At 71.9% G+C, this 12830-nt stretch carries 12 protein-coding genes and 1 pseudogene; 9 read left to right on the forward strand and 4 right to left on the reverse strand.

Annotated features, from left to right (window positions below; translation table 11 throughout):
• The first annotated feature begins 105 nt into the window (after nucleotides 1-105).
• On the forward strand, nucleotides 106-1248 hold the full coding sequence (alc, locus tag ACIP79_RS41905) for an allantoicase (RefSeq protein ID WP_401233152.1): 1143 nt from the start codon (nucleotides 106-108) through the stop codon (nucleotides 1246-1248).
• Nucleotides 1249-1365: 117 nt separating this feature from the next.
• Here alc and ACIP79_RS41910 read toward each other — a convergent pair whose 3' ends face one another.
• Nucleotides 1366-2115 carry a 3-oxoacyl-ACP reductase family protein gene (locus tag ACIP79_RS41910; protein ID WP_401233154.1) on the reverse strand — a complete coding sequence of 250 codons (750 nt, stop codon included), beginning with the start codon at nucleotides 2113-2115 and terminating at the stop codon, nucleotides 1366-1368.
• Nucleotides 2116-2386: 271 nt separating this feature from the next.
• Here ACIP79_RS41910 and ACIP79_RS41915 point away from each other — a divergent pair, with 271 nt between their 5' ends.
• Nucleotides 2387-3301 carry a DMT family transporter gene (locus ACIP79_RS41915; protein ID WP_401233157.1) on the forward strand — a complete coding sequence of 305 codons (915 nt, stop codon included), beginning with the start codon at nucleotides 2387-2389 and terminating at the stop codon, nucleotides 3299-3301.
• Nucleotides 3302-3354: 53 nt separating this feature from the next.
• Here the strand turns inward: ACIP79_RS41915 and ACIP79_RS41920 are convergent, their stop codons facing one another.
• On the reverse strand, nucleotides 3355-4362 hold the full coding sequence (locus ACIP79_RS41920; RefSeq protein WP_401233159.1) for a ricin-type beta-trefoil lectin domain protein: 1008 nt from the start codon (nucleotides 4360-4362) through the stop codon (nucleotides 3355-3357).
• Nucleotides 4363-4587: 225 nt separating this feature from the next.
• Between ACIP79_RS41920 and ACIP79_RS41925 the strand changes: the two genes are divergently transcribed.
• From ACIP79_RS41925 to ACIP79_RS41950, 6 genes and pseudogenes are all read left to right on the forward strand, one after another.
• Nucleotides 4588-4725, forward strand: a complete 138-nt coding sequence (locus ACIP79_RS41925; protein WP_401233162.1) for a hypothetical protein — start codon at nucleotides 4588-4590, stop codon at nucleotides 4723-4725.
• A complete protein-coding gene (locus tag ACIP79_RS41930) occupies nucleotides 4722-5405 on the forward strand; it encodes a hypothetical protein (RefSeq protein WP_401233164.1) in 684 nt (227 codons plus the stop codon). The genes ACIP79_RS41925 and ACIP79_RS41930 overlap by 4 nt, the downstream gene beginning before the upstream one ends.
• A gap of 84 nt (nucleotides 5406-5489) precedes the next feature.
• Nucleotides 5490-5873 (forward strand): hypothetical protein, encoded by a 384-nt coding sequence (locus ACIP79_RS41935; RefSeq protein ID WP_401233165.1) that lies wholly within the window; start codon nucleotides 5490-5492, stop codon nucleotides 5871-5873.
• Nucleotides 5836-6492: a phosphotransferase gene (locus ACIP79_RS41940; protein WP_401233168.1), complete on the forward strand. Its 657-nt coding sequence runs from the start codon at nucleotides 5836-5838 to the stop codon at nucleotides 6490-6492. Before ACIP79_RS41935 ends, ACIP79_RS41940 begins: the two co-directional genes overlap by 38 nt.
• Nucleotides 6493-6531: 39 nt before the next feature.
• A pseudogene (locus ACIP79_RS41945) lies at nucleotides 6532-8034 on the forward strand (MMPL family transporter); the annotation flags it as partial.
• Nucleotides 8035-8368: 334 nt separating this feature from the next.
• On the forward strand, nucleotides 8369-10069 hold the full coding sequence (locus ACIP79_RS41950; RefSeq protein WP_401233171.1) for a subtype B tannase: 1701 nt from the start codon (nucleotides 8369-8371) through the stop codon (nucleotides 10067-10069).
• A 268-nt stretch (nucleotides 10070-10337) separates the two neighbouring features.
• Here ACIP79_RS41950 and ACIP79_RS41955 read toward each other — a convergent pair whose 3' ends face one another.
• Complete coding sequence (locus tag ACIP79_RS41955) at nucleotides 10338-10730, reverse strand: ribonuclease domain-containing protein (protein ID WP_383685148.1); 393 nt, start codon at nucleotides 10728-10730, stop codon at nucleotides 10338-10340.
• Nucleotides 10731-10862: 132 nt separating this feature from the next.
• Nucleotides 10863-11069 (reverse strand): hypothetical protein, encoded by a 207-nt coding sequence (locus ACIP79_RS41960; RefSeq protein ID WP_401233175.1) that lies wholly within the window; start codon nucleotides 11067-11069, stop codon nucleotides 10863-10865.
• Between the two features lie 269 nt (nucleotides 11070-11338).
• On the opposite strand from ACIP79_RS41960, the gene ACIP79_RS41965 reads away from it, so the two are divergent.
• Nucleotides 11339-12652, forward strand: coding sequence for a sensor histidine kinase (locus ACIP79_RS41965; RefSeq protein ID WP_401233178.1), 1314 nt, complete (start codon nucleotides 11339-11341; stop codon nucleotides 12650-12652).
• Nucleotides 12653-12830: the final 178 nt, after the last annotated feature.

Raw genomic sequence — 12830 nt, forward strand, 5'->3', positions numbered from 1 at the left:
ACGCGCACTCGCATCCGCATCCGTACGCGCACTCGCATCCGTACTCGTACCTTCACCCGCATCCCCACCCGCGGCGGCCGACCCCGAAAGGCAGACCTGATCATCGTGACGGCGCAGCAGCCATCCGCCCGTTTCACCGGCGACGCGAACCCCTACGGAGGCGGCGACCCGTACGCGGACTACCGCACCGCCGACTTCCCCTTCACTCAGTACGCCAACCTCGCCGACCGGCAGCTCGGGGCCGGTGTCGTCGCCGCCAACGACGAGTTCTTCGCCCAGCGCGAGAACCTCCTGGTGCCCGGGGCCGCCGAGTTCGACCCCGAGCACTTCGGTCACAAGGGCAAGGTCATGGACGGCTGGGAGACCCGCCGCAGGCGCGGTGCCTCCGCCGAGCACCCTTGGCCGACCGCCGAGGACCACGACTGGGCCCTGATCCGCCTCGGCGCGCCCGGCGTCGTCCGCGGCATCGTCGTCGACACGGCCCACTTCCGCGGGAACTACCCGCAGGCGGTGTCGGTCGAGGGCGCGTCCGTGCCCGGCTCGCCCTCCTCGGAGGAGCTGCTGGCCGACGACGTGAAGTGGACGACGCTCGTCCCGCGTACGGCGGTCGGCGGCCACGCGGCCAACGGTTTCGAGGTGTCGGTGGAACAGTGCTTCACACACCTGCGCGTCCGCCAGCATCCCGACGGCGGCATCGCACGCCTGCGCGTCCACGGCGAGGTCGTACCCGACCCCAGGTGGCTGTCCGTGCTCGGCACCTTCGACGTGGTCGCGTTGGAGAACGGCGGTTGTGCCGAGAGCGCCTCGAACCTCTTCTACTCTCCCGCCTCGAACACCATTCAGCCGGGCCGCTCCCGCAAGATGGATGACGGCTGGGAGACCCGCCGCCGCCGGGACCAGGGCAACGACTGGATCAGCTACCGACTGACCGGCCAGTCGGAGATCCGTGCGATCGAGATCGACACGGCGTACCTGAAGGGCAACAGCGCGGGCTGGGCGTCGGTGTCCGTGAAGGACGCCGGGGCCGGGGACGGCGCTGCGACCGGGGAGTGGCGGGAGATCCTGCCCCGTACCCGGCTCCAGCCCGACACCAACCACCGTTTCGTCCTCGACACGCCGGCCGTCGGCACCCACGCGCGCGTGGACATCTTCCCGGACGGGGGGATCTCGCGACTGCGGCTGTTCGGATCGCTGACGCGCGAGGGCGCCGCGAGGCTGGCGGCCCGCCACCAGGAACTGGGCGGCTGACGAGCGCTTCAGCCCGTCCGGCGTTTGAGGACGAGCGCGAAGCGCGAAAGGGGGGTCTGGGGGCGCAGCCCCCAGGAACGGGACGGGAAGGGGCGGAGGGGGCGAGAAAACCCGTCCCTACGCGGCGTGCCCCCCGTCCACGGAGAACTCCGCCCCCGTGACGTACTCCGCCTCGCCCCCGGCGAGGTAGGCGACCATCGACGCGACCTCGTCAGCCGTACCGAACCGCCCCACCGCGGTCATCGCCGCCTGCCCCGCCCCGAACGGCCCGTCCGCCGGGTTCATGTCCGTGTCGATCGGCCCCGGATGGACGATGTTGGCCGTGATCCCCCGCCCACCCAACTCCCGGGCCAGCGCCTTCGTGAGCCCGACCAGCGCCGACTTGCTGGTCGTGTAGAGCGTGCCTCCGGGGCCGGGCACCCGCTGTGTCATGCACGTACCGATGGTGATGATCCGGCCGCCGCGGCCCAGGTGGAGGGCCGCGGCCTGGGAGGCCAGGAAGACCCCGCGGACGTTGACGGAGAGGACCCGGTCGACGTCCGCGAGGGAGAGCGAGTCCAGGGGGCCGAGCAGCCCGACGCCCACGTTGTTGACCAGCACGTCGAGCCGTCCGAACGTCTCCGCGGCCCGGCGCACCGACTCGACGGCCTCCACCGGGTCCGCGGAGTCCGCCCGCAGGGCGAGCCCACGCCTGCCGAGCGCCTCGATCCGCCGTACGACCTCTTCGGCGGCCTCCTTGTCCCGTACGTAGGTGATGGCCACGTCGGCGCCCTCCCGGGCGAGCCGCAGGGCGGTCGCGGCCCCGATACCCCGGCTGCCGCCGGTCACCAGGGCCGCCGCGCCGGTCATGTTCTGTCGTGAAGTCATGGCTCCATCCCAGCGCCCGGGGCGCCCGAACGCTGGCGGTAAACAGACGATGAGTTACGGGCGCCGACGGGGTCTGTCCTGATGACAGCGGATCCCACCCCTCCCACCCTTGGCCGCCAACTGGCCGAAGCAGACCGACCCCGCCGCACGCAGAACGGTGTAGCCCTCACGCACTCGCGCGGGTACGGTGAATGTTCCCTGGAGGAGCCGCCGACGTCTCCATGCCTGCCGGTCTCGCGAAGACCGCCGAAGTCCGCCGGAGACCGTTGCCATGTCGTCGATCGCCGTACCCGGCGCGCTCGCGCCCCGCCGAGCCTGGCTCACCGACCTGCCCGTGCTGTTCGTGGCGGTCGTCTGGGGCGCCAGCTATCTCGCGGCCAAGGACATCACCACCGCGCGCACGGTGATCGCCGTACTGGTGCTGCGCTTCGCCGTCGTCCTGCCGGTGCTGGTGGTCGCGGGGTGGCGTTCGCTGCGGGCCCTGACCGTCGCGCAGTGGCGGGGCGCGGGGCTGCTCGGGCTGATCCTGAGCGGGATCTTCCTGCTGGAGACGTACGGCGTCGTCCACACCTCGGCGACCAACGCCGGCCTCATCATCAGCCTCACCATGATCTTCACGCCGCTCGCGGAGGCGGCCGTGACCCGCGTCCGGCCGCCGCGTGCCTTCCTCGCCGCGGCCGGGGTCTCCGTGCTCGGCGTCGTCCTGCTCACCCAGAGCGGTGGCTTCACCAGCCCCTCGTCCGGCGATCTGCTGATGCTGCTCGCCGCCCTCGCGCGCACCGTGCACGTGCTCGCCATGTCGCGCGTCAAGTCCGTCCGGGGCGCGGACGCGCTGTCGCTCACCACAGTCCAACTGGGCTCCGCGGTCGGGGTGTTCGTGGTGCTCGCGGTGTTCCTGAGAGGGTCAGGCAGTACGCCCTGGAGCGCGGCGGCGGACTTCGGCGCGCGGGAGTGGGCGGGGCTGCTCTTCCTGTCCGTGTTCTGCACTCTCTTCGCGTTCTTCGTGCAGATGTGGGCCGTCCGCCGTACCTCGCCGTCGCGGGTCAGCCTGCTGCTCGGCACCGAACCCCTGTGGGCCGCCGCGACGGGAATCGCCCTCGGCGGCGAACGCCTCGGCGCGCTGGGCCTGTTGGGCGGCGTGCTGGTGCTCGCGGGAACGGGATGGGGACGCCGGGCGGCGGGTTGACTCTCGCCCAAATCCTGGGCCAGTTGGGGGACCGAAGGGCGCCCACCGCACGGTCAGGCGGCGCCCCAGTGCTGGTTGTCACGGCCGTTGCACTCCCAGAGCACCACCCGGGTGCCGCTCGCGCCTCCGAAGAGATCCAGGCATTTGCCCTTCGGCTCGGAGATCAACGCCCCACCGGTGAGGGCGATCTGCTGGGCCGAGGACTGATCACAGGCGGCCAGGACGATCGGCGTCCGGTCCTCGCTTCCGGTGACGGTCGCGCAGAGGCCGCCCTGTCGCAGGCTTCCGGCGGGCCCGGAACTCCAGGACTGACCTGCCGAACCGTCGCAGGCGGAAACCACGAGTTCCGAACCCTGGCCCGCGCCGGTCAGACACTTGCCGGCCGCCTCGACGACCAGCGCGCCCCCGGGGCCCGCGGTGGGGCCGCTGTCGTCGCCGCTGTCGCCGCTGTCCGGCCCCTGCGTGGTCGGCGCCGCGCCGGACCCGGCGGAGGCGCCGGCCTTACTCGGTTCGGGCGTGTTTTGGGTGTCCTTGCCCGGCGACGAGGACGGGACGGCTGAGGGGGGCGTCACCAACGCGGCGTCCGGCACTCCCGGTTGTGGCGACCGGTCACCGAGGCCGGCGTCCGCGCTGCCGGACCGTAGGACCCCCTCGGCGGGAGGTTCGGCCTGGCCACCGGGGCTGTTGGGACCCCCGCCCGCCGTCCCGACCACCCCCGCGACGACGACGCCGACCGCCGCGCCGAGGGCCGCGGCCAGGATCCATCTCCCGCGCCGCCGGAACGCCCAGGGAGAGGAACCGGCCGACCCGTTGGTCGGCTCGTCGGCCTGGTCCTCGGAGGCTCGCGGCGGATCCGAGTCCACGAGGCGCTGCTGCCCCGTCGCGTCCGGACCCCCCTCTGAACCCGCGTCCGACCCCGCGCTCTCGGCGCGGTGCGCCGCGACGGCACGGGCGAGCGCGGCACGGGCGGAGTCGAGGGTCGCCGCATCGTTGTTCCGGTCGGGTCCGAGCGGCTGTGCACCGAGGTGCCCGGTGGCGTCTCGCTTCGGCAACTCTGGCATTCGGTGGTGCTCCTCGAACAGGGGACGAGCCCGGAGACGTTCTCCGGAACAAGCGGGCGACCAGCGCCGTCCGTCCACCACACGCGGCAGGCGGACGGCGGATAGTCCCCATTCAACGACCACCCGACCCGCCGAAGAAAGGCGAACACGCCGTAGGTAACAGGGAGTTGACAGGCCGTCGGGCGCAGAGACGCGTGATCGTGTCACCAGCGCCGGGGAAGAGAAGTGGGCGAAGCTACGCTGGGCGGCGCCGAGTTGGAGATCGCGGCCGACCGGCACACCGGCGGGACACGGGCGAACTTGTCCCCGGTCGGCCAGAGCGAGCAGCAGGCACGCGACTACCCCTTGGAGCACGTCGGATGAGCAGCAACGTACTGACCATGTACGGCGGGCCGAAGCGAGTCGACGGCCAGGGCCAGGAGCGGGTGGCGGCCATGGTCAGCTTCTCCGACGTGTCGGGGTCGGCGCCGTCGGCCGTGTACGTGGAGCGCCAACTGCCGCCGGGAGGCACGTCCGCGTACCTCGCGGCCCGGGGCGGCGGGGCCCGTTCCTTCGCCCTGTGGGCCGACGATCAACGCCGGGAGCCCGTGGCCACCGTGGTGACCCTGTCGGCAGGCGGCGGCGTCGCGAGGTTCCAGGTACTCGGCGCGCACGGCGAGGTCATCGGCACGCTGGTGCGCGAGAAGGCGCTCCGCGGCAGGCGTCTGCGCACCCGCTGGACCGTGCACCAGCCCGGCGCCTTTGAGGCGGTCGGCTTCAAGGGGCGGATCGTGTGGTGGTGGATGTGGTGGTTCCTGCTGCCCCTGATGACACTGGTCCTCCTGATCAGCGTTTTCGACAGCGTCCCCGGCAACGAGGGCGGATTCGCACGCGCACCCCGACGCATCCGGTGGCGCGCGAACGGGCAGGTCCCGCTGGAGTTCAGGTCCAAGGGCGACAAACTGCACCTGCATGCCCCCGGTGTGGACTGGCGGCTCGGCGCGGCACTGATCGCCCTCCTGCGCAGCTTCCACGCCGGCGCGTGGGACTCGGTGAAGAAGTGACCCGGGAGACGACGCGTCGGCGCGGTGCCTGCCGTGGCGGCGGAAGCTGGTGTTCCGCCGCCGCGCACCGTAGAACTGGGCCTCATGCCTGATCAGTGGCCGGCCCAACGCCCGGCGCCATGGCCCTTGCCCGGTCCGCCCAGCGGTTACGGGCCGCCACACCTCCCCGAGGTCAGCGCCGGCTACCGGCGGTGGGCCGGCGTCCTGCTCTGGCTCGCGATCACCCTCGCGAGCCTCATGGTCGTCGCCCTCGTGGCCAGCATCGTCCTCCTGGTGAAGGCGGACGCGGCCGCGGACGACGCCGCCTACGGCTACCTCGCGCTCTTCCTCTGGTTCGCCATCGCCGCCGCGACCCCGGTGCTACTGGCGCTCGGCATCCCCGCAATCGTCATGACACGACGTGTACGGCAGCAGGAGCGGCTGGGCGGCGATGCTGTGTACCGGGGGCGCGAAGCCGGCGAACAGTAGTCGCGCGGGCCGCGGTGCCGGCACGCTCAGATCCATCCACGCCACATGCTGCACACCGGCTTCCGCACGGTATGGACGCGAGACGTGGGACCTTGATCCAAGGCGACCGCCCCGTCCGATGGCGACTGCTTCCGGCTGGCGATCCAAGCTGTCGACACGGGAGAAGTGGTCGGTGCGGTCGGTTCGCACCACGCTGGGCCTGATCCCCGACCCGGACGCCGTCCGCGCGGTCTGGGAAGATGCCGCCGCCGCGCCCGACTGGACGGGTCCGGCCCTGTGGCTCCACGGCGACTTGCACCCGGCCAACGTTCTCACCGCGGACGGTACCATTTGCGGCGTGATCGACTTCGGTGACCTCTGCGCGGGGGATCCGGCCTGCGACCTCGCGGCCCCCTGGGTACTGCTGCCGGACGGCGCCGTAGACCGCTTCTACGAGGCGTACCGGCCGACCCCGGACGCCGCCACCTTGCGCCGCGCCCGCGGCTGGGCCGTGCTGCGCGCGCTCGCCTGTATCCACATCGGAGACGCCGGCATCCACGGCCGCCCCGGCGGAAAGCCCACCTGGGGCCCACCCGCCCACGCCACACTGCGACGCCTCACCGCAGCATCCCGTCCCTGACCAGCTGCCCTCCATCACGAAGGGGCGCCGACCCGGCGTCTGGCCATCGACTACGCCCTGTTGATGGTCAGCCGCTTCCGCGAACAGCTCACCGAGGGTGCGAGCGTGGAGGACGCGGTACGCCGGACCGTGCACACCGCGGGCCGCACGGTGGCCTTCTCCGCCGCGACCGTCGCCGCGGCCCTGGCCGCTCTGCTGGTGTTCCCGCAGTACTTCCTGCGCTCGTTCGGCTACGCAGGCGTCGGCGTCGTGGCGATCGCGGCGGTGAACACCCTGTTCGTCATGCCGGCCCTGTTCGTCGTGCTCGGCCACCGCGTCAACGCCGGACGCCTGCCCTGGGCGAAGCGCCCCCGCCCGACCGGCCGGGCGCCGTTCTGGGGCAGGCTGGCGGCAAAGGTCATGCGTCGACCGGCCCTGACCGCGCTGCCCGTCCTCGCGGTGCTCCTGATCGCCGCGGCCCCGCTGCTGAACATCACCTTCGGCACCCCCGACGAGCGGGTACTGCCCACCGAAGCGCAGAGCCGACAGGTGGCCACTTCGCTGCGGGACAACTTCGACGGCAGCGACGACCGTGCCCTGCACATCGTCATCGACGAGAGCGTCGGCCAGGAACCCCTGACCGCGTATGCGGGGCGGCTGTCCGAACTGCGCGGCGTGGAACGGGTCGAGACCGCCGACGGGACCTTCACCGGCGGACAGTTCACCACCGGTCTCCCGGGCAACCCCGCTCTTGCCGTCGACGACGCGCAGCGCGTCAACGTCGTCAGCGGTCTCACGCCGAAGTCCGACGCCGCTCAGGACCTGGTCGCGGCGGTGCGCGCCATCGAGCCACCCGCCCACACCACACCGCTGGTGGGAGGCGTGGACGCCGAACTGGTGGATTCCAAGGCGTCCATCGGCGACCTGCTGCCGCTCGCCGTGCTCCTGGTGGTGCTCACCACGTTCGTCCTGCTGTTCCTGTTCACCGGCAGCGTCGTCCAGCCGCTGCGCGCCCTGCTGCTGAACCTGGTCAGCCTGGGAGCGACCCTCGGCGTCATGACCTGGATCTTCCAGGACGGCAACCTGTCCGGGCTGCTCGGCTTCACCCCACAGCCGATGGAAATGGCCATGACCGTACTGATGTTCTGCATCGCCTTCGGCCTGTCCATGGACTACGAGGTCTTCGTCACCAGCCGCATCAAGGAACTGCACGACGCCGGCGAGGACAACCACGACGCCGTCACCCACGGCCTCGGCCACACCGGACGCATCGTCAGCGCCGCGGCCTGCCTGCTCGCCGTCAGCTTCCTCGCCTTCGGCACCGCCCAGCTCAGCTTCATGCAGATGTTCGGCCTCGGCAGCGGACTGGCCATCCTCATCGACGCCATCGCCGTACGCGGCGTTCTCGTCCCCGCCTCCATGCGCGTACTGGGCCGCATCACCTGGTACGCCCCCGGCCCGCTGCGCACCTTCCACGAGCGATACGGCCTCAGCGAAACCGATCCCACCGCCGCGGCGCCCGCTGACCCGGCGCCCCGATCCCCGTACGCGACCCACCCCTGACCGGAAACGGCCGCCCACGCGTTGCCGCCCCTCCCGCCGCCGCCGCGCACAGCGGCAGCGGGAGGGGCCGCCTGTCCGTACCGCACGAGCCGAGCATCCGCCGACCCGATCCTGTGTCACCCGGCAGAAATGTCTGCGATATTGCTGTGCATATTGTTAACAATCTTGTAGCGTGCGTCACGCCCCGAACCCGGGGCCTTGGGCGAAGCACTCGGTGCTCGATGAGGGGAGACCCATGCAGAGGCACTCTGCGTCTGACGGACGTGACGCGTTCACTCACCCGGCGACTACGGGCGGAGGACGCCCCACGCCCAGAGGCCGCCTCCTGGTGAGCGTGGCGCTCGCGAGTTCCCTGGTTCTCGCGGCGGTCGCGGTGCCGACCTCGGTCGCCGTGGCGGCGCCCTCCGCCGGTCGTGGCCACGCCGTCGACCCGCAGGACGCCGCGCTCGACTTCGACTCCGCCGCCTACACGACGATCACGGTCACCGTCGACGGCCGGCCGATGAACGTCCGCTGGTACAAGGAGATCTGCTACGTCGCCAACCCGGTCGCCGCGGCGGCCCAGCAGCCCGGCGGCCCCGGTGGCGGCAGCACCACGATCCCCAACACCGCCTGCGGCTACCAGAGCATGAACGTGTTCGTCCCTGAGAGCGCCTTCGGTGACCAGCGGACGCCGGTCTACTTCGCGGTGAACAACAGCGGCTGGAAGGCCAGTCACATACGGGCGAGTGTCACCGCCGGCACCACCTACAACAGCGCGACGAGCAACGTCGGCGCCGCCCTGAAGGCGGGATACGTCTTCGTCGACGTCGCCAACCGCAGCCGCGGTCTGCTCGGCGCCGACGGCTCGGCCCCGGGCAAGGCCCCCGCCGCGGTGGTCGACGCCAAGGCCGCCGTGCGCTACCTGCGCCTCAACGACGCCGCCATGCCCGGCAGCGCGGAGCGGATCGTCATCAACGGCACCAGCGGCGGTGGCGCGCTGGTGTCGATCCTGGGCGCCTCCGGCAACAGCGCCCAGTACACCCCGTACCTCGCCGCGATCGGCGCCGCGGGCATCGACGCCAAGGGGCGCAGCACCCTGCGCGACGACGTCTTCGCCGTCAACGCGTACTGCCCGATCACCGACCTCGGCAACGCCGACATCGCCTACGAGCGGCTCTACAACGTCCTCGGCACCCGCGACGCCACCGGCTCCAACCCCTCGCCTGCCGACGCCGCGGCGATCGCGGAGCGGTTCGCGGCCTACGAGAAGAGCCTCGGCCTGCGCAACCCGGACGGTTCCCGGCTGACCGCCGCCACCATGCTCGACACCATCAAGAAGGAGGTCGTGCGCTCCGCCGAGACCTATCTGAAGGCGGACCCCGCGCACACGATCCCGCCGCTGGGCGGCACCTTCGAGATCACGAGCGGCGGCCCCGGGGCACCGCCCACCACCAAGTGGTACGTCAATAACTGGATCGACGTCGACACCGCCACCGGCAAGGTGCGCTCCGTCGACATGCCGAAGTACCTCGCCTTCGTCGCCACCCAGGCCACGCTGAAGACGACCCCCGCCTTCGACGCGGTGGGCGTCAACGGGAACACCACCAGCGGTACCGAGACCGACCTCTTCGGCCCGCCGAGCCAGAAGTACATGAACTACACCGAGTTCAGCTGGAACAACAACGACGTCGCCGGCGACGGCAGCGGCCTCGACGACACCGGGCTGACCTGGAAGCAGTACACCGCCCGGAAGAGCACCACTGTCGACGACCAGGTCCGCCTGATCAACCCGATGACCTTCATCGGCACCAGCGCCGACACCGCGCCGAACTGGTACGTCCGCCACGGCACCCGCGACCGCGACACCGCGTTCACCGTCTCGGTCAATCTCGACCGGGCGCTCGCCGCGGACAAACAGGTCGAGGACCTGAACTATCGGCTCGCCTGGAACCAGCCGCACGCCGGCAACTACGACGTGCCCGAAGCCATGGCCTGGATCGCCGGCGTCGTCAGCAAGGCCGGCGACCCCCTCACCGCCCGGCGCAGGGGGTAGGACAACCGCCGGCCGGCCGGACGGTCCAGGCCGGCGACGACGGGCAGGATCACCAGGTCCCGGTCGGCCTTGAAGCGAGTGGTCATCGCCCAGAGCACGTCCTCGGTGTCGTCTGGAGACATGCCTCGCCCCGCGGCCGATGAACACGAGGGGCCGCGGGGCGAGGATCCTGTCCGTGAAGTCCATGAAGTCCGTGAAGCAGTCACGATCACCGGCCGGTCACGGGGTGGGGCCTCGTGCGGCCGCTCGGTGTCTTCGACGAGCCGGATCAGCAGTTGTAGTTGATCAGCCTGAACGAGACGTAGTGGTCCGCGGTGTAGTAGTCCTCGTTCGTCCTGTTGCCGGTGACGATGCGGCGGGCACCGCGCGTGGAGGAGCCGGGGGTGACGACCGTGTACTCGTGGTAATAGCCGGTGGACTGCGAGGGCAGGATGCCTTCGCGGTTCTGGAAGACGGCTCCGTCCTGCGAGTACGGGAAGGGTCCTCCCGAGTCGATGAGACGGAGGGTGGTGTACGCCTGCGACGGCAGCGCGCCGTAGCAGACGCTGCCCACGGCGGTGGCCGCCGCGTCGGCCGGTGCCGCGGTGGCACCGCCGACCAGCAGGGCGGACATGAGGGCGACGACGGCGCCCTTGCGGGTGGTGCGTGGGGGGAATCTCATGGACCTAGCATGACGCGCGTAGACCAGAGCATGTCAAGTACACGTCAAATGATTTCTCCCGCCGAGTCCGATGAGTTTTCCGGGAGTTAACCGCCGCAACACGGCCACACGTCGCGGTCCCCGCGCGAGCGCTCAGCCGTGCTTCCGGCTCTCCGCGGCGGCGAACAGCGCGAACGACAGAACGAGCAGGGCGACGCTCACGTAGATCTCGTAACCGTCGAGAACGCCGAGCCGCTGCACCAGCCCCCACCCCCGTGGCCACCCGGTGATCGTGTGCGACAGGCCCAGAACGCCCTGGACGAGTGCGACAAAGCCGAGAACCTCCAGAAGCTGCTTCATGGAGAAAATCCTCGCCTCGCGGCCAACTCGGGTACATCGGCCGCGGGGCGGGGAATTCCCGACCTAAGTGCGGGCCGCGCGGGTGGACGCGGCACCAAAGTCTGAGGCGGTACGACTTTGGTCGACGATCTCGGTCGCGGGGAGGTGGGCGCGGGCGCGGCTGCGTAGATTTGTCGACCATGAGCGGTGACAGCCCGGCGCGTGCGCCACGAGACCTTCCCGTGTCCGCGGCGCCACGGACACGGGCCCCTGCCGGGGAGGCGGCGGCCATGGACGCGGCGGTGCCGGGGGACCCGGGTGCCGGTAGTGGTGCGGGGGTTGCCGGCGATCTGGGGTTCGGCGCGGGGGCCGCCGGGGCGTACGGGCTGCCGGGGCGGCCGTGGTTGCTGCCTTCGGCCGTCGCCACGGAGTTCGGTCAGGTGCGGGTCGACCGGAAGGGGCGTCCGCGGCGCACCGCCCGCGACTGGGCCGTCGACTTCAGCTGCTTCGTGATCGCCGTCGTGGTCGGCATGATCGGCGCGGACGCGACGTCGAGCGACCCGAACATCCCGCACGCCCTTCAGGTCGCCGACCAGTGGATCGGCGCCTTCGCCTGTGCCGCGGTGTGGCTCCGGCGGCGCTGGCCGGTCGGTCTCGCCGTGGCGATGGTCCCCGTCGGCTTCGTCTCGAACACCGCCGGCGGCGCCGTTCTGGTCGCCCTCTTCACGGTCGCCGTGCACCGGCCCTTCAAGTACGCGGCCTGTATCGGCGGCGTCTCCGCCGCGCTGAGCTTCGTCTTCTTCTGGCTGCGCCCCGACCCCGACCTGCCGTACGGCTGGGTCGTCGCCCTCACCGTGCTGCTCAGCGGCTGCGTGGTCGGCTGGGGCATGTTCGTGCGGTCCCGGCGGCAGTTGATGCTGAGTCTGCGGGACCGGGCGCGGCGGGCCGAGACGGAGGCGGCGCTGCGGGCCGAGCAGGCGCAGCGGCTCGCCCGCGAGGACATCGCGCGCGAGATGCATGACGTGCTCGCGCACCGGCTGACGCTGCTGAGCGTGCACGCGGGGGCGTTGGAGTTCCGGCCGGACGCGCCCCGCGAGGAGGTGGCGCGGGCCGCCGGGGTGATCCGGGAGAGCGCGCACGAGGCGTTGCAGGATCTGCGGGAGATCATCGGGGTGCTGCGAGCGGGGGACTCCGACGAGGCGGGGCGGCCGCAGCCGACGCTCGCCGCGCTCGACGGGCTGGTGTCGGAGTCCCGTTCGGCGGGCATGAAGGTCGCCCTCGACAACCGGGTCGAGGACACGGCGGCCGTGCCGGCGTCGGTCGGCCGCACCGCGTATCGCATCGCCCAGGAGGGGCTGACGAACGCGCGCAAGCACGCGCCGGGGGCGGAGGTGACGGTGTCGCTGGCGGGGGTCGCGGGGGAGGGGCTCACCGTGGTCGTGCACAATCCGGCGCCGCCGGGGGAGGTTCCTCATGTTCCCGGGTCGGGGCAGGGGCTGATCGGGCTGACCGAGCGGGCGACGCTGGCGGGTGGGCGGCTTTCGCACGGGGGTGTGGGGGGTGGGGGGTTCGAGGTGCGGGCGTGGTTGCCGTGGGGGGCCTGACGGGGGGTGCCCGTCGCCGGGCGGCGCCGGGCGGCCTTTCGGTGGGCGCCCCGTGGTCGGTGGGGGGCCGGGCCGGTGGGGGGTCGGGGGCGTGGGGGGGCGGCGCCCCCCGGCGCGGCCGGGGAGGCGGGGGGGCGCGGGGGGGGGGGCCGGGGGGGGGCCCCAAGCGCCCGGGGGC

The organism is Streptomyces sp. NPDC088747, from assembly GCF_044751025.1.
Lineage (GTDB): Bacteria > Actinomycetota > Actinomycetes > Streptomycetales > Streptomycetaceae > Streptomyces.